The sequence below is a fragment of the Chthoniobacterales bacterium genome, from assembly GCA_035274845.1.
Classification (GTDB): Bacteria; Verrucomicrobiota; Verrucomicrobiia; order Chthoniobacterales; family UBA10450; genus AV80.
The window spans coordinates 17,739-34,142 of the sequence record DATENU010000004.1; the positions used below are offsets into that span (position 1 = coordinate 17,739).

Here is a 16,404-nt window from a genome sequence, read left to right on the forward strand (position 1 = left end):
TCCATTAATTATTCGGCCCGACAGCGAAAAAACGATTATCGGGCCGGGGAACTTCGAATTAAGAGAACATTATGTGCGGCATTGCGGGAATGATCGATCTGGCGGGCCAGCGTCCCGTGCCCGAGGGAAGCATTCAACGGATGTCCCGGGCGCTGTTGCATCGCGGGCCCGATGAGGAGGGCTTCCTCATTCGGCCGGGACTCGGCCTGGCATCGCGTCGGCTGAGCATCGTCGGGTTGGCGGACGGCCAGCAGCCGATCTTCAATGAAGACCGGAGCGTCACGGTTGTTTTTAACGGGGAGCTGTTCGATTACGTCGAACGGCGGGACGAGCTCAGGGCGCGCGGACACCGGTTCGTCACTCATTGCGATACCGAAATCATCCCCCACTCGTGGGAAGATTACGGGGATCACATGTGGGAACACCTGCGGGGGCAATTCGCCATCGCGCTCTGGGATGAGAAACGACGGCAGCTCCAAATCGGACGCGATCGTTTCGGCATCGCGCCGCTTTTCTGGTCGCGGCAGGACGACTGGCTTCTTTTCGCATCCGAAATCAAGGGATTGCTCGCTTCCGGCATGGTCCCGGCCCGGCCCGATCGGCGCGGGATCGATCACGTCTTCACCTTTTCAGCGGTGCCCGGTCCGCGAACCTGTTTCGAGGGCGTCCAACTTCTCACCGCCGGGCATTGCCTGAGGATTACTCCCGCCAACGGGAACGGCGCGGGTCCGGTGGTGGAAGAGCGGGCGTTTTGGGAGATGGATTTTCCGGATCAGGGTTCGGAGGAACGGGGGGACGATCCGAAGCGACTTGTGGACGAATTCGAGAGGATCTTGCTCCAGGCGGTCGAGGAGCGATTGCGAGCGGATGTTCCAGTGGGCGCCTATCTTTCCGGCGGCGTCGATTCAAGCATGATCGTGGCGCTGGCCTGCCATCTTAAAGGGCCGGCCATCAATACCTACACCGTCCGCGTGCATGAACCCGAGCTCGATGAGCTCGATGCGGCCAGCCTTTCGGCGCGGCACATCGGCGCCAAGCCGCCGATCGTCCAGGATTTTCGCGACGAAGACGCGCTGGCAACTTATCCAAAATTGATCACCGCCGCCGAGGCACCGGTGATCGACACCGCCTGCGCCGCCCTTCTCCAGCTCTCCGGACGAGTCCACAGTTGCGGACAAAAAGTTGTGCTCACCGGCGAAGGTGCGGACGAATGGCTGGTCGGCTATCCCTGGTACAAGGCGGCGAAGCTCCTGGGGTATCTCGACCTGATTCCCGGTCTTGGGCTTAGTCATGCCGCCCGCAATGCCTATCTCCGCCTGAACAAGGTCCCTCATTTTCCCAACGCCTGGCGACGCGAAGTTGAGAATTCCGTCGGTGGACAGAACGCCTGGATCGACGCCTACGGAATGCTCGCGATTTCGAAGTTACGGTTCTACAGCGACTCAATGCACGAAGCGATCGGCCCGACGAATCCGTGGACTGAATTAAATTTCCCGCTGGAGCGCGCCAAGCGATGGGCGCCGCTTCATCGCGGGGTCTGGGTTGCCGCCCGTGTCCTTTTGGCCGGGCACCTCCTCCAGGCCAAGGGCGACCGCGTCGCAATGCATTCTTCCGTCGAAGTGCGCTACCCGTTCCTCGACGAAGACGTCTTCGATTTTCTGGCGAAGCTGCACCCAAGCTGGCGGCTGCGCGGGTTCCGGGACAAACACCTGCTGCGTCTGTTGGCGGAACGTTGGGTGCCGAAATCGGTGGCACGCCGCCACAAGGTGATCTTCCGGGCGCCTCTGGACAGCTTTCATATGGAACCGGAGCCGCCGTTTGTCGCGCAGCTATTGAGCGAGGAATCGCTGCGTAAGACCGGCTATTTCGATCCCGCCGCCGTGGCTCGCTGGCGGACCGACTTCCGCAAAATGCGGGCCGGTTCGCTGCCGCGCCTTTCGGTTGAGATGGGTCTGATGGCGGTCGCGGGGACGCAACTCTGGCACCATCTCTTCATGGGCGGCGGGCTGGCGGATTTGCCGCAGTGGTCCGCGGTGCCAACGCCTGCGGCGGTCGAAGCCGGCGCGTGACCTAGAGTTTCGCCAGGGTCTCCCGCGCGCGTTGTTTTGTTTCGGGATCGTCTTTCTCGGCGTCGGGCATTCCGAGGCCTTTGTTGATCAATTCCCGCGCTTCGTCTTTTCTGCCCATTTGGCCGTAAATCCGCCCGAGCTCGATGTAGTGCATGAGCCGTTTGGGATTAAGCTCGATCGCTTTTTTCATGTCTCGCTCGGCTTCCTCGAATGAGCCCTTCGGCAGCTGGCCGTAAACCAGTCCGGCCAGAAATCGCTTTGCTCCGCTGATCTCCGCCAGGACACGGTTCCATCGGCCGAGAATATGCCAGGCGTTGTCGTTGCGCGGATCGATCGCCAGCGCCTTGTCTACCGAATCCTTGATGCGGGGAGAGGCAGAGACTTGTTCTTTGGTGGGCAGGAACGGCAGCATTTTTCCGAGGGTGATCGCGGGCGCGAGCTGCGCGTCGCAGTCCTTTGGTCCGCAGGCCGCGGCTCGCTCGGAATAATCGAGCGCGAGGTGCCCAAGTCGCAGTTTTTCCTTGGTATCCTCCGCGTCTGTCATCAGATAGCGATATTGCCGGGCAATCCGGACGAGCAGGTCCGGATTCTTCGGTTCCAGCTTTTCGGCCGCCAGATAGAGCGGCAACGCCTCGCTCGCCTGGAATTTTCGGTCGAACACCCTGCCTTTGTCGATCAGGCTGTCGGCCGATTCCGCGGCGGAAGCGATCTTGACCAATAAGAGCACGAAAACAACGGCCAGAATGCGGTGGATTAGAGACTTCATCAAAGTACCTGCAGCAACAGTAGACGCTCTTGAGATTCGTTTGTGCGCGAATTCTTGGCCGGTATTCGATCGGGAGCGCTCTTATTCAGACGGTACATCGAGGCGCAATGTTCAATTCCAAATTCCTGGCCGGACGGGGCCAGCCACCGGCCCGCCCACGAATCACCTGTATGAAGACAAACATTACGAAAATTGGCGCGGCTTTGCTCGCCATTGGACTTTGCCTCGCGTCGCCCGGGGCCTTCGCGCAGACGACCACGACTGTGACGACATCGAACGGCGCTTTCACAGAATACGTGCCCAATTCGCAGACCGTCGTGGTTAGAACCGAAACCAATTCGACTCCGTTGCGCTACACCGTTACCAAGCAAACGACGATTGTGGATGAAGCCGGCGCGCCGGTGGCAATCGAACGGATTTCGCCCGGTAGCCAGCTCGCCGTCGATTACAGTGGCTCAGGGGAGCGCCTGGTCGCCTCGCGGATCGTGGTCCGTAAACCCGTCGCTGTGACTGCTCCGGTGACGACAACTGTCCCGGTGACCACCACCGCGCCGGCAGTGAGTGAAAAGCAAACCACCACGACGACGACAACGACGACAGCTCCCCTGACGCGTGAGGAAAAACACGCGGTTAAAGAGGCTCGCAAAGAGCGCAAGGAGGAAATGAAAGATGAGATCGAGCGCAAGAAAGACGCCTTGGAGAAGGCCAAGGATAAGCTCGATGATGATGACGACGATTAGTCGCCGTTTCGTTCGCGGATTTTGACAGTCTAGAAACCCGCGGATTTACCCCCGCGGGTTTTTCTTCGTCGTCCCAGGCGGCGCATTCTTGACCGCCGTACTTTCGCCCGTGCCTCTCGACCCTATCACCGCCTCGCGTCCATTCACCGCTTCTTCCACAATTCTCCCTGCATTCAAGAGCTGCGCTTCGGATAACCGCGGACCGACCAGTTGCAAACTGGTAAGCGGAACGCGGAATCGGTGGGTGGCCGGAATCGGCATCGCGAGGGCCGGGTTGCCGGCGAAATTCACGGCGACGGTGTTCTGGAGCTGAAGGACACGCGCGTCGAGAACGCCTATACCCAGGTTGAGCAAGGGAAGCAGCGGCGGCGCTTTTTGAAGGGTGGGTAGGGCGACGATATCGACCTTCTGGAAAACGTTATCCAGCGTTTGCTGCCATGCGCTCCGCCTCCTTAACGCCGCAGAGGTGTTCGTGAGTTGGCCAGCCGTGATGATGTTCTTCGTTCGAGCCGATACTCCGGGCGCCAGGAGAAGCCCCGCATTGGTCGATCCGGCACCGCCCGCGGCAACGGTGTTGCCGTCGGCCTTCGCCGCGTCCCATTTCTGGCGGAACTGATCGTCCAGTTGCACGATCTGGAATCCGGCCTTGGCCAATGCTTCGTCAATTGCCTTGTCGATCTCGGGATCAGTTCCTTGCAGCTTCAGGCGTCCAACCCGGATGCTGCTGCCGGTTGGCCTGGCCGCTTTGGCAGATGCATATCGGCCGGAAAACCCGTCCTGGAGAAGGTCCATTCCCTGCACGGTGCGAGCGATATCCTTTCCCATTGGGCCGACCGTATCCAGGTGTTTGGGCTCCACCGGATAGATGCCCTTGATTGAAATCAGACCGAACGTCGTTTTCAGACCGACGACGCCGCAGCAAGCGGCCGGGACCCGGATCGATCCTGCGGTATCGGTCCCGAAGGCTACGTCAGCCTCCCCGTTCGCCACTGCGACAGCACTTCCCGACGAGGATCCACCGGGAATCAGGATCCGCCTCATCGGATTCCTGGGGGTCCCGTAATATTCATTCATGCCGGAAGGCGCTACCGCGAATTCGGTCATGTTCGTCTTCCCAACAATCTGAACATTGCGCCGGTGTGCGATGGCCAGGCAGGCCGCATCCGCTTTCGCGGGCGCGTGGGTTGAAGCAAAAAAATTCGAGCCGGCAGTCGTCACGACTCCCTGCATGTCGATGTTGTCCTTGATCGCCAGCCGCAGACGTTTGTCATTCGCATCGGCCGGGAACCGCTTGATAAAGGCGCGATCGCCAGGGAGGTGGTGGGTAAACAGCGGCACCGCCGAACATCCGCTCAGCCAGCTCGCCAGGAAGACCGCGGTAATTCTAAGAAAAGGACTGAATTCTCGGACCATGATGCGCGCACTAAACAGCACGCCGTTCGGGCGCGCCACAACGGATTCGGAGCGCTAGCCAACAACGGCCGCCAGCCACGGCGCTATTGGTGATAGGCGCTGGCGATTTTGCCCGGATTATACGGCACCTGGCCCACGGCGGGCGCATAAACAAAGACCTTCCGGTCCTTCTTTTCGTCGACCGGCTCGAGAAGCAGGCCCTTGTAGCGGGGCTTCGTGCTGTATTCGATCAGGACGCGAGCAGTCCCATTGAATCCCCACATCTTGAGACCAGTTCCCAAAAAACCGCCCTTTGGAAAAATCTCGTCCAAACCGGCCATGGCGTGAAAGCAACTGATGGCGACTTTATCTTTTTGATACATCCGATCGTCAGCGCGGTATTGGATGGTTCCGCTTTCGAGCAACTCCTTGCGTTTAACCCCCAGATCGAAACCCGGCTTCCGAATTTCGTACGGGCCCCACATCGCGACCGCATTCTTCGCGCCCACCGCGAGTTTGATCGTGTCTTCGAGATTAAAGTTTCGGCCCTCCGAGATCGGACATTGATTTTTCGAGGCGAACAACCGGGCGCCCGGACCTTTAAAGACGCATAGGTTGGGATTCTCGAGAAAATCAGCCGGGAGCCAGCTGATGGTGAAGGCCTCAAATTCGCGATTCTTGTATTTTCCCTGAACCAGGCCCTCGGTTTCCTTGGGTTGTTTGTCGTCCGCGAACACTCGAATGACGGTGATGAAGGAATGCGAGAATTCGGGGTGATTTCCGTCGTCCTGGTAGGCGAACGGAATCATGAAATAGCGCTCGCTCGTCAGCGTGCCTTCGCCGAGCCGCGGAGCGATTGTGCCCTTGATTCGATCTACGATCTGCTTGTAGAGCGGCACATCGTAGCGCGAAAAATCGACATCGCGTTGGGCGAAGGCGAACCGCGGTATCAGGACAAGCCCAAGAAAAAGGATGATTCTAAAGTGCACGCCGTCGAAATTACCAAGCAAACAATTTGATTGGAAGAGCTTACTTAAACGACCGGTAAAATTATTGACGTTCCAGACGCCCGCCCCCATCCTCTTTTTCCTTTATGCCGGTCGAAGCTGTTTCGCGTCACGAGGAGGATCTCGCTTTTGTCCAGCGCGTCCTGGCGATTGACGCTTCCGCGGCCGCGGAGTTGCGCCGGCGCTACCACGGAAAGCTGGTCGGAGTCCTGCGCTCTCGAGGAGCCACCCAAACGGAAGCGGAAGATCTGGTGGCCGACCTTTGGACCGATTGCTTTGCGGCGCGCGAGAATCGCCCGACGCTGCTGAACAAATACCAGGGTCGTTGCGCGTTGGAATCGTGGCTTCTCACGGTCGCTACTCACCGTCTGGTCGATCTGAAACGACGACAGAGCTTTCGAGTCGAGGTTCCGGCCGCGACGCCAGAATCGCCCGAGGACTTCTTTGACCGCAGACCGCAGCCGGAAAAGCCGACTAGTGAAAAGCATCTTCTTCAGCTGCTTCGCCAGGCGATTCAGTCCGCTTTTGCGAAACAGGAACCGGAAGCCGTCCTCATGTTGAAGCTGGTCCATCTCCATCAGGTGAGCCAGCGCGAGCTGGCCCGCATGTGGGGATGGCATGAATCAAAGATTAGCCGCACCCTGGATGTCACTCGCCAGAACGTGGCGCGCATTATCCTCGCTGAAACGAAAAAGGTGGATCCATGGCTGGAGCTGCGCTGGGAGGATTTTGTGGAGCTTTGCGCGAGCTCTTCGGATGTTTTTTAGCGACGGAAAGATAATTTCGCAAAATGCGCCGCCTGATGAGTCTTAAAGGAGAGCTAAAACAACGGGATGCCGCCGGATGAATCTCATCGCGCCGCTCCCGCTCGTGGGCTCCCAATATGAACTGACACGTTTTTCCAAACTTATTTTGTTTTGACCGCTCTTTGCCTGTGAATGATGATTTCAAAATTCTGTTGGAGTTCTTCGACGGCGACGTCCAGGAAGTTGCCGGGCGCTCGGCGCCCCCGATTACAGGAGAGCTTCAAGAGAGAATTGCCAGATTTGTCAGCGGGAAGTGCACCGAGGAAGAGCGGACCGAAATGAAAAAACTGCTTCAGGAAAAACCGCATTTGATTCCGGCCTTGGTCGCTGAAACCAAGGCGCTCAGGCAACCTCCGGAATGAAGCCTGCCACTCGCGCCAATTTTCTGCCCGAGCCCCGCTTCGTTCCTCTGCGGCCCGCCCTCCAGGAACATCTCTCCAAGCTCGGCGCTGCGGTCACGCCGGATAATTTCCTGAGCATCTGCGACGAGATGCTGCTCAAGATTCTGCAGGAGACCTTTGCGCGAATCTCGGCCGACGAAGGCAGCATTTGGCTGCTGGACCCGGAGAAGGAAAATCTGGTGGTCGCTTACAATAGCGGGCCGAACTCGGATAAGATCATGGGGTTCAAGCAGCCAACCAGCAAGGGCATCATTAGCCTGGTCGTCGCCAGCGAGCATGCTTTCGTCGAGAACCAGGTCTATAAGAACGCCAAACATAGCGCCCTGCTCGACAACAAATTGCAAAAGACCACCTACGCGATGGTCGCCGTGCCATTCTATTTCCTCAATGAAGTGCGTGGAGTAATATCCTGCGTGCAGCTTCTCGACGTGGTGATCAAGGAAGGTGAGGCGTCCGCAACGGGAGAGACTCCAGCCGGCTTTGGACCGCCCGAGCTCAACGCCATCCAAACGATCGCGGCGGTGGTCAGAGACTTGATAGACTATCGGCTTCTCGGCACTGCTGTAGGATGGAACCGCCTCTAACCCCAGATCCAAGTCCCTTCCGTCTGGAGGAAGCGCGGCGTGCCCTGGCAAAAGGCACCGGCAAAGGCGTGCGCGTGGCGGTGATCGACTCCGGAGTTGAAATTGACCATCCGGCCCTGGCCGGCCTTACCCTGCTCCACGATCTCCAGGTCGTGGACGCGGGCGTTCAAATCGAAGTGAAACCCGGCGATGGCGTGGATGTCTTCGGGCACGGCACCGCGGTGACAAGCGTGATCAAACGCATCGCCCCGGATGCCGAGATCGGGAGCTTCCGCGTTCTCGGGGCGAATCTCGGTTCTCGCACGGTAATTATTCGCGAAGGCGTCCGGCAGGCAATCGATCACGGGTATCGCGTTTTGAATTGCAGTTTCGGCTGTGGCTTGGCGGAACACATTTTTCAATACAAGGAATGGATCGACGAAGCCTATCTCAAGGGGATCCACATTATTTCCGCCTGTAACAATTACGATTTCACCACGCCGGAATGGCCCGGTTACTTTCCAAGTGTGGTGACCGTGAACATGGCTCGCTTCGATGAGGATCACACTTTCTTCTATAAGCCGGGCCATCTCGTCGAATTCGCCGCGCGCGGGGTGGATGTGACTCTGCCCTGGAACAACCACTCGTCGAAGGAAGTGACTGGCAGCAGTTTTGCCGCGCCGATCATGAGCGGCCTGGTCGCGCGGCTGATTTCGGAAATGCCGAACCTTGCGCCTCTCGAGGCCAAGTCGATCCTCCATCGTCTCGCGCTTCCGTGGCGCAGCGATGTCATGGCGCCTAACGTTGTCTCAGGCGCCACTCCCGCGGCGGGCGGTGCCAAGGCTGGCAAACCTCCCCCTCAGGCGGCCCGGGCCGGCAAGCCTCCTCCATCAAGCTAAACACTCGGAACGCACCCGGGTCCGTTCCTCTTACTGATGGGAAAATCGCTTCTTTCGGTATCGATTATGTCCGGGCCTGCGGGGCCCGAATTGTTGAGACGGTTGGCGAAAGCTGAGACAAACGTTCGATGGGGATTACTCGCATCCCCGAAACAAGGTGAAAGTCCGGCGTCCAATTCAGGGTCAACCAGCCTGTTCGTTGAAGAGCTGGCCCTCCCGCGCGCGGAAGAGGGTCATGGTCCGGAGCGAATAGCAAAGCAGATCAGGGAAGTCGCTGCCAGAAACGGGGTCGATCATTTGCTGATTGAATGCGACGCCGACACTCCGGCAGTAGCTTTTGCCTCCCTCTTTCTACCGCAGGCGGAGCCAGCTCACTCTTTATCCGAGGCAACGAACTTAGCCGCGACTGTTTTTGCCATCGCTCCGGATGATTTGCTCGATGCGTTAATCCATCGACGGGACACCCCGGATTCTGTCTCGCCCTGCTTCATCGCCGAGCAGCTGGAGTTTGCCAGCATCGCTTTCCTCGACGGCGCTGACGATGATCCGGCCTTCAGGCTCGCCCGAGAAATCGTAACGGTCCTCAATCCAGGCGCTCAGGTATTTGAGCCTTCCCAACCCAATCTGGAACGAGTGCTCAAAGGCGCTGGCGATGTTTTTGATTTCGCCGCGGCCCTGGACGGTGCGGGATGGCGAAGGCTCATCGAGTCAGATTCTGCTGATGAAGCGCGCGGGGAGGTCCGGGCGTTTGCTTACCATGCTCGGAAGCCGTTTCATCCCGAGAGATTCTGGAATCTTGTTCAAGGAAGTTTCCCGGGAGTTTTTCGCGCGAAAGGGTTCTTCTGGCTCGCGAGTCGGATGGACCTTGTGGGTGGACTTAACCTGGCCGGCACCGAGTCTCATTACGCTTCCGCCGGCCAATGGTGGGCCGCTCGTGACAATCATGCCCGGGAATTCCAGATGCCGGCCCGCACCCGAAAGGAATGGAGGGAACCATTCGGCGATCGCCGCCAGGCAATCGCCTTCATGGGAGTTGGGCTCGACGCGGATTCATTACGAACGCAACTCGACTCCTGTCTCCTGACGGAGGCGGAATTGGCGGCGGGAACGGAGAGCTGGCACGAACTCGTCGATCCTTTCCCCTCCTGGTCATCGCATCACCACCATCATCATGATCACGGCGAGGAGTGCGACCACGAACACGATCACGAGCATGAGCATGAGCATGAGCATGAGCACGAGCACGAGCACGAGGACGAGGACGAGCACAGCCATCATTGACGATCACCGGTCGGTTGGCCGGCCTTGATCGTGGAGAAATTGCTGGTCAGCCCATTAGCGATCGGTTAATTGCATCGCAGCCGTCTCCCCGGTGAGGCGCACTGCTCGAAAACCTCGTGTCGGACCTGCCTGAAGTTAAGAACGCGCCCAGCGCCACCGTTGCCCTTCACGAACTGTGGCGGCGACGAACGGACTGGATCGAGGATATCCAGGCGGTCCACGCGTTCGTGAAGCGCGCTCTTTCCGCCGGTGAATTTCTCGCCGCCTACGACGCGGTTCGCGCGGCCCTGGAGGTTCATCCGGGAGACGACTGGCTCGAACAACGAATGGCCCTGTCTCTTGCCCAAATGGGCTCCTCCGCCCGCGCCCAGGCTATTCTCAACGCGCTGGTCGCCAAGGACCCACAAAATCGGGAGACGCTGAGCATTCTCGGCCGAACCTACAAAGACCAATGGTGCGCCAATCCCGCCAACGAGCAGTACCTCAGACAATCGTTCGATTGCTACAATCGCGCCTTCGAGGTGCAACCTGCCGAGTCGTACCCGGGAATAAATGCGGCCACGATCGCTTTCCTCCTGAAGGAAACGGATAAAGCCAACCGGATAGCCAGGACTGTCCTGGAGATTTGCCGGGAACAACCGGACGACTATTGGAAGCACGCCACCGTGGCCGAAGCTTTGGTTGTCCTGGGCGACGAAAAAGGCGCGAGGGAGGCGTATAAGGCAGCCGTCGCCGCGGAGAGCGACAATCTGCGGGCCTTTTCTTCCACCAGAAAACAAGCGCGGGTTCTCTCGCGGCATCTCTACGACCGGGCGGACGCTTTCGATGATTGTTTTCCCATTCCGAAGCTGGTCGTTTTTTCCGGCCACATGGTTGACGCGCCCGACAGGCGCACGCCCCGGTTTCCGCAGGCAAAGGAAGCCGAGGTCAAACAGCTCCTTGAAAAGCAGCTCGCCTCCATGAATGCGGGCATAGGATTCTCGAGCGCGGCTTCCGGCTCGGACATTCTTTTCCTCGAAGCGATGCTGGCGCGCGGTGGCACGATCCATCTCGTCCTGCCCTGGCCGGCGGAAGAGTTTGTTAAAACGAGTGTTGAAATAGCGGGGGGCGACTGGTCGGAGCGATTCGAAAAGGTCCTGGCCAAGGCGGCTTCGATCCGGGTCCTGGGAGAACTCTACATGCCGGGCAGTGCGACCGGGTTTGAGTACTGCAATCTCGCCATGAACGGCCTGGCTCGAGTTTTCGCACGATCCCTCGATTTGGAAATCACTCCGCTCGCGGTGTGGGATGGATTCGCGGGAGCTCCCGGCGGAACCGGCTCGTTTGTTCGTTACTGGCGCAACCATCGGGTGCCCGTAAAGGTTGTCCCGATAGCTACCCAACCGCCGTCGATGCTGAACAGCACCGAGACCTTCGAGACCGACGCCGCCGATCACGATGACGAATTTGAAGTCTGGGTGCGCGCCTCGGGACGGCAGGAGATCAAGGCGATCATGTTCGCCGATGTAGTCGGCTACAGTAAGCTGCCCGAGACCGTGATTCCAAGGTATGTCGCGCAATTCAACCAAAGAGTCTCACGGCTCATGGCGGACAGCCCGGCGGCGCCGATAAATGTCAACACCTGGGGCGATGGCCTCTACTTCGCCTTCAATGGGGTTGAAGATGCCGGTCGTTTCGCCCTCGACCTTCGAGATCTCGTCACCAAAACCAATTGGGTCGATTTGGGACTGCCGAAAAATCTGAGCATTCGCATTGCCCTTCACGCCGGCCCTGTTTACGTGAACTTCGATCCCGTCGTCCGCCAGATTAACTTTACCGGCGCCCATGTCAGCCGCGCGGCGCGGATCGAGCCGATCACCCACGAAGGCGAAGTGTTCACGAGCGAAGAATTCGCGGCGCTGGCGGCCGCCGATCAATCGAAAGGCTTCACCTGCGACCTCGTCGGCACCACCGCCCTGGCCAAGAGTTACGGGTTGTTCCGGATCTATAGCCTGGAACGCACGACCGATTAGCCCGGCGGCAAATCGCCGATTATTTCCACGCGTTGCCGGGTTCCGCTCACGGCTTCCGTCGTCGTGCGCGGCGTCACAATCTGAATGGTTCGGCCGTAGCGCGAAGGATCGATTTCGTGGGCTCGCTCAGTTTTCGTTCCAACCCAATGTTCACGCCGCTTCCGGACCCACGCCGTGCCGCCTTTCTTGTTGTTCTCGCGGCCATCCCAAAGAAGGAGCAGAACGTCGCTGCGTCGTGCGATGAAATCACCCATCTCAGCATAACGGTCCGCGCGAACCTGCCCGCCGCCTGCCTCGGACGAGCCGGAGGCGCCGGGCACTTCCCAGCTGGATTCCGCGGCCGCCAGCATTCGCCGAAACTCCTCGAGAGAGTCAGCGTTGGGAAAGTCTTGCTCGTATTCTTTCTGTGCCAGGGGCAGCGGCACCCGGAGTTTTGCCCCGCACGCCAGGGCAACTTCCGCGACCAAACGATCCGCGCCTTCGGCGAGTGGACTCAACAATTCAAAGGGCGCGTCCGGGTAGGCGGCACGAAAGCGTGAGAAGATGAATTGAAGTTGGGCGCGGATCTCCGGCACGGCCGCGGGCAGAGGATCGCGGTGTCCACTCACGCCAAAGATCAGCGGGGTTTTGCCGGCGTCTGTCTGCAAATGCTTCTCCCCGCCCATGAGTTGTCTTAACAGATACGCTGACGAACCCACAAGGGGGCGATTGCGCTATTTCTTCGCGTCGAAGGTGCAGCGACGTCGCTCTCATCGAGCGTCGTAGCGCTCGATCCACCATCGAGGGCGAAGAGAGACTGGTGGATCGGCCGCTACGCGGCCGATGAGTGCGGCGCGACTTCACGAGGCAGGGTCGAAAGTGCAGCGCCGTCACATTCCCTGCAAACCACCGGTTCCGGCGCGTCATAACGGGTCCATGATCGAATCGCAAATCTCTCCTGAAATGGCGCAATCGTCGGAAGAGGAGCTCTCTGCTTTACCCATCTGGGCATTTACGCTGGGGATCTTTGCTCTCCTTACCTTTGGCCTTACCGCCGTCCCTTCGATAATCTGCGGACACCTCGCGCTGGCCAGATCGAGAAATACCGGCAAAACCTCGCTCGCCAAATCTGTGGCGGCGATCGGTCTTGTTATCGGATACGTCGGCGCGGCGATCCTGGGAACGTGGGTCGTTGTCCTGGGGAAATATATCTGAGCCTAAACTCCGCCAAGAGCCTGCGGCTAGCGCCAGTCGCCCATCAAAATGAAGGGCGCCCAGTAAAGCGGACGCGAATACTTGGGATTCTTGAGCAGCTTGATCTCAGCACCCTGGAGCGCTTCTGCTTTGGAGGCGCCGGCGGCAAGCTGGCGGTAGAATTCGACCATTAGTTCTTTCGTGCTTTCGTCGCCAACGCTCCACAAACTGGCGAGGACGGTAGTAGCTCCGGCGCTCGAAAACGCTTCAGCCAGGGTCGTGATCTCGCCGCCATCGGGTTCCTTGTCACCAAGGGCTGACTCGCAGGCGGACAACGTCACGAGCGTGACTTTCTTGAATGGCAAATCCCAAACTTCGCCGACCGTGAGATGGGATTGCTCCGTGTTCGGAGAGGCCGCAAGCTGGATATAGCTTTCCGACGGAGTGGTCGCGTTTAGGATCCCGTGAGTGGCGAAATGCACGATTCGTTTGTTCAACCGTTGCTCGGTGCTCAACGCCACCTTGGTCACGTCGCCACCGGAAAGAACTTCGGTTGAAGGAAACACCTGGGCGATGGCTTTTACTTCGCTTTCCGCCGCTGGCAGATTGGCGCCCGTCGGGTTGCCAAACGCCACCATCCCGTCGCGCGATTTTTCTTCATCGGGGAGTTGCACGACTTTCATCACGTCAGCCGCGGTCAGGTAAACGATTTGCTTGTCTTCGACAAAATATCTGGTCGAGCCGTCCGGCATCTTTTTTGCCAGGGCCTGCATCGGCAGATAGAACAATAATTGATTTGGAATGAAGGCAGCGACCTTCATCGGTTCCAGGTCCGATTCGATCGGAGCGATGAGGGAATCGTATAGACTCATCAGGTTCTTGGTCAGAGGCGCGCCGGACTCGCCGCTAATTATCTGTTTGCGCAACGTCTTGATTTTCTTCCAAAGCTCCTCCGGTTTGGCCGGCGCAATGACGATCTTGACGTTCTCCTTGCTGACCAGAAAGACGTAGAGCTGCTCGCCCAGCGGCGCGTATTGGATCAGCATCACGCCGGCCGGGATGCTCCGCTGGGTTTCCTTGAGCGCCTTCGGATTGACCGTCATGAACTTCTCGTAGTTTGGGTTCGAGGCCTTGATCTGCTCGACGACTTTCCGGAACTCTCCCTGGGTCGTGGCTACGACCTGTTTCAAATTTTCTATCTTCGCTTTGTCCCGGTCCGCCTCCGGTTTGCTCTGCTCAGCCTGAAGCTGGGCGTTTGTGGTCTGGAGCCTTGTCTCCAGGCCGTTGGCGCGGTCGAGGAGAGCTTGCAGGCCTTTGTCGCCGCTCTTCATGCTCGAGAGGCGCAGCGATTCCTGGAGTTTCTTCGATTTCGCCCGGTTAAGGTAATCGAAAGCCTCGTCGACCCGGTTCAGCTTGAGCAAAGCCCGGACGATCCGCTCGTACGGGCGATAGTTGCGTTTCACGTCGGCAAAGGACGTTTCCGACGCCGCTGTCGCCCGGATGCTCTCGATCAGCTTGACCGCTTCCTTATACTCCGTGAGCGCTTTATCATTCTCTCCGCGCGCTTCGAAAATCTCGCCGCTGATTCCGAGCGTGCCGATCCGATCGTTTACCGAGCCGGTCTTGGCATCGGCGGCCTGGGCTTCGTCGATCAGCTTTTTGGCGTCGTCGAGCTTATTCTGTTTCAGGCGAATGGAGGCAAAGGTCCGGACCGAACCGGAGAGCGCTCCCAGATTACTGGTCTTTCGAGCCAGGACGACGGCTTCATCCGCGTACTTTGCTGCTTCGTCCAGCTTCTCCTGGTCGCGCGCGATAACGGCGAGAAAGTTGGTGGCGTTTACGACGCTATTGATTTTGTGAGCGGCGGCGAAGATTTGCCGCGCTTGCTCGATAAGATGCCGGGCGCCATCCAGGTCGCCTTTTTGATAGGCCAGGTCGGCAGCCTGGACAATGGATTGGGCGGTCCACTCGTCCTGGCCCATGCTGCGCTTGAGCGTGATCGCCTCGTTCAATTCCTTCAGGGCGGTATCGATCTCACCACTGTCCGCATGGAGCGACGCCATGTCGCCCAGGACGCGAGCGCGAACTCGCGCGCGGAACAGTTCGAAGAGGTTGAGGTAACCGCCCTTGGGAAGATCGTCGGCCACCTTGAACGCCTTTTGCCCGAAGGAAAAAGCGGTCTTCAAGTCTCCTTCTTCCTGGCTGATCTCCGCGAGATTCATTAACGCCATGGCCTGGGACATCGCGTCGAGCGCGATTTTCATGTCGCGAGTCTGCGCCTGCTTTTCCTCGTGCTTGGCCAGCTCCTCTTTCGACATCTTCGGTTTTTGCTCGGCGGAAAAGTATTTGTCTTCATCGAGCGCCTTTTTCCGCACCGCCGCGGATGACTCAATACTCACGAGGGTTTGTTGAAAGTAATCGCGCGCCTTTTTGAGATCGCCGATGTTGTAGGCGTACATCCGCGCGAGTGAGCTCAGGCTCTCGTCCAATTTGCGCTCGGCCATTTCGACCGGGAGCGCCTGGCGCAAAGCAAGCGCCTCCAGGCCGTGCTTCTCCGCCTTTTCAAAGAGCGCCAGCTCGGCTTCCGCGCTGGCCACTCTTTCGAGCGCAGTCGCGATCTGCGCATTTTTTTCATCCAGCTCGTCCTTGGGGGCGGAGACCTTCTGTAGATAGGCCATTTCCGCGCGTCGGATCTCCAGCTCCTGCTCGCAGTACTTCAGCAGGTTCTCGGAGTCATAATTGTCGCGGGCGATCGTCTCGAGCATCGTGATCGCGTTATACCGGTTGAGATAACGGAGCTTTTCCCAGCCGTGCATCAGTTTCTGGAGAATCGCCTTCTTAGCCTCGTCGGCCGTGGCGAGCTGGGCCCTCTCGTCCTTGATCTGATCGTCCACCTTTCCGTCGAGCTCGACGGCGGTGACGCGCAAATATTCCTCCCAGTACCGCTTCGCGGCGAGATGACTCTCGTCCTTGAGCTTCGCGCTGGTCGCGAACCAGGTGGCGGCTTCGTCGAATTTGGAGGCATCGAAGGCAAGCCATCCGATATCGGACGCGATTTGCATCGCATTCTTGTCAGCCTCGGCCCGTTCCTTGGTGTTCTCCGGCAACGCTGCCCGGTCGGCGTCGGCCTTCTTGAATTGCGCCTCCAAGGTCGCGCGATCCGGCTTTGGTTTCTCATGCGCGTCCATCGGCCAATGGATCGCCATGATGGCGAGGACAATGGCAATAAACGGAAAGCGAGTGAGACTCTTCATGGCACAACCAACAACGCTGCTCTGGTTCATCTTTGCAGAAG

General features: G+C 58.8%; 15 protein-coding genes. 9 read left to right on the forward strand and 6 right to left on the reverse strand.

Going from position 1 to position 16,404, the window contains the following annotated elements:
* Positions 1-71: 71 nt before the first annotated feature.
* Entirely contained in the window at positions 72-2,069 is a 1,998-nt protein-coding gene (gene asnB, locus VJU77_01220; GenBank protein ID HKP01956.1) for an asparagine synthase (glutamine-hydrolyzing), read from the forward strand.
* Between the two features lies 1 nt (position 2,070).
* Here asnB and VJU77_01225 read toward each other — a convergent pair whose 3' ends face one another.
* A complete protein-coding gene (locus tag VJU77_01225; protein HKP01957.1) occupies positions 2,071-2,835 on the reverse strand; it encodes a hypothetical protein in 765 nt (254 codons plus the stop codon).
* Between the two features lie 170 nt (positions 2,836-3,005).
* On the opposite strand from VJU77_01225, the gene VJU77_01230 reads away from it, so the two are divergent.
* Positions 3,006-3,575: a hypothetical protein gene (locus VJU77_01230; protein ID HKP01958.1), complete on the forward strand. Its 570-nt coding sequence runs from the start codon at positions 3,006-3,008 to the stop codon at positions 3,573-3,575.
* A 45-nt stretch (positions 3,576-3,620) separates the two neighbouring features.
* On the opposite strand, the gene VJU77_01235 is transcribed toward VJU77_01230, so the two are convergent.
* Positions 3,621-5,027 (reverse strand): amidase, encoded by a 1,407-nt coding sequence (locus VJU77_01235; protein ID HKP01959.1) that lies wholly within the window; start codon positions 5,025-5,027, stop codon positions 3,621-3,623.
* Positions 5,028-5,071: 44 nt separating this feature from the next.
* Positions 5,072-5,956, reverse strand: coding sequence for a hypothetical protein (locus VJU77_01240; GenBank protein HKP01960.1), 885 nt, complete (start codon positions 5,954-5,956; stop codon positions 5,072-5,074).
* A 104-nt stretch (positions 5,957-6,060) separates the two neighbouring features.
* On the opposite strand from VJU77_01240, the gene VJU77_01245 reads away from it, so the two are divergent.
* The 4 genes from VJU77_01245 (at position 6,061) to VJU77_01260 (ending at position 8,643) form a co-directional block, all read left to right on the forward strand.
* Complete coding sequence (locus tag VJU77_01245; protein HKP01961.1) at positions 6,061-6,741, forward strand: RNA polymerase sigma factor; 681 nt, start codon at positions 6,061-6,063, stop codon at positions 6,739-6,741.
* A gap of 167 nt (positions 6,742-6,908) precedes the next feature.
* On the forward strand, positions 6,909-7,142 hold the full coding sequence (locus tag VJU77_01250) for a hypothetical protein (protein HKP01962.1): 234 nt from the start codon (positions 6,909-6,911) through the stop codon (positions 7,140-7,142).
* The gene (locus VJU77_01255; protein ID HKP01963.1) at positions 7,139-7,765 is read left to right on the forward strand and encodes a hypothetical protein; all 627 of its coding nucleotides are present in this window, start codon (positions 7,139-7,141) and stop codon (positions 7,763-7,765) included. Before VJU77_01250 ends, VJU77_01255 begins: the two co-directional genes overlap by 4 nt.
* On the forward strand, positions 7,750-8,643 hold the full coding sequence (locus VJU77_01260) for a S8 family serine peptidase (protein ID HKP01964.1): 894 nt from the start codon (positions 7,750-7,752) through the stop codon (positions 8,641-8,643). Before VJU77_01255 ends, VJU77_01260 begins: the two co-directional genes overlap by 16 nt.
* A 444-nt stretch (positions 8,644-9,087) precedes the next feature.
* On the opposite strand, the gene VJU77_01265 is transcribed toward VJU77_01260, so the two are convergent.
* The gene (locus tag VJU77_01265; protein ID HKP01965.1) at positions 9,088-9,261 is read right to left on the reverse strand and encodes a hypothetical protein; all 174 of its coding nucleotides are present in this window, start codon (positions 9,259-9,261) and stop codon (positions 9,088-9,090) included.
* A 15-nt stretch (positions 9,262-9,276) separates the two neighbouring features.
* Between VJU77_01265 and VJU77_01270 the strand changes: the two genes are divergently transcribed.
* Both VJU77_01270 and VJU77_01275 read left to right on the forward strand, forming a co-directional pair.
* Positions 9,277-9,924: a GTP-binding protein gene (locus tag VJU77_01270; GenBank protein ID HKP01966.1), complete on the forward strand. Its 648-nt coding sequence runs from the start codon at positions 9,277-9,279 to the stop codon at positions 9,922-9,924.
* A 116-nt stretch (positions 9,925-10,040) separates the two neighbouring features.
* Positions 10,041-11,936, forward strand: a complete 1,896-nt coding sequence (locus tag VJU77_01275) for a TRAFs-binding domain-containing protein (GenBank protein HKP01967.1) — start codon at positions 10,041-10,043, stop codon at positions 11,934-11,936.
* On the opposite strand, the gene VJU77_01280 is transcribed toward VJU77_01275, so the two are convergent.
* Positions 11,933-12,634, reverse strand: coding sequence for a hypothetical protein (locus VJU77_01280; protein HKP01968.1), 702 nt, complete (start codon positions 12,632-12,634; stop codon positions 11,933-11,935). The two genes, VJU77_01275 and VJU77_01280, sit on opposite strands and share 4 nt — an antisense overlap.
* 244 nt (positions 12,635-12,878) lie before the next feature.
* Between VJU77_01280 and VJU77_01285 the strand changes: the two genes are divergently transcribed.
* Positions 12,879-13,130, forward strand: a complete 252-nt coding sequence (locus tag VJU77_01285) for a DUF4190 domain-containing protein (GenBank protein ID HKP01969.1) — start codon at positions 12,879-12,881, stop codon at positions 13,128-13,130.
* Between the two features lie 26 nt (positions 13,131-13,156).
* Here VJU77_01285 and VJU77_01290 read toward each other — a convergent pair whose 3' ends face one another.
* Entirely contained in the window at positions 13,157-16,363 is a 3,207-nt protein-coding gene (locus VJU77_01290; GenBank protein ID HKP01970.1) for a CHAT domain-containing protein, read from the reverse strand.
* Positions 16,364-16,404 lie beyond the last annotated feature (41 nt).

Bases quoted from the DNA above. Each gene is read 5' to 3' on its own strand.
- VJU77_01230 (HKP01958.1), top strand. From the start codon at position 3,006: ATGAAGACAAACATTACGAAAATTGGCGCGGCTTTGCTCGCCATTGGA.
- VJU77_01225 (HKP01957.1), bottom strand. From the start codon at position 2,835: ATGAAGTCTCTAATCCACCGCATTCTGGCCGTTGTTTTCGTGCTCTTA.
- VJU77_01245 (HKP01961.1), top strand. From the start codon at position 6,061: ATGCCGGTCGAAGCTGTTTCGCGTCACGAGGAGGATCTCGCTTTTGTC.
- VJU77_01255 (HKP01963.1), top strand. From the start codon at position 7,139: ATGAAGCCTGCCACTCGCGCCAATTTTCTGCCCGAGCCCCGCTTCGTT.
- VJU77_01260 (HKP01964.1), top strand. From the start codon at position 7,750: ATGGAACCGCCTCTAACCCCAGATCCAAGTCCCTTCCGTCTGGAGGAA.
- VJU77_01290 (HKP01970.1), bottom strand. From the start codon at position 16,363: ATGAAGAGTCTCACTCGCTTTCCGTTTATTGCCATTGTCCTCGCCATC.
- VJU77_01285 (HKP01969.1), top strand. From the start codon at position 12,879: ATGGCGCAATCGTCGGAAGAGGAGCTCTCTGCTTTACCCATCTGGGCA.
- asnB (HKP01956.1), top strand. From the start codon at position 72: ATGTGCGGCATTGCGGGAATGATCGATCTGGCGGGCCAGCGTCCCGTG.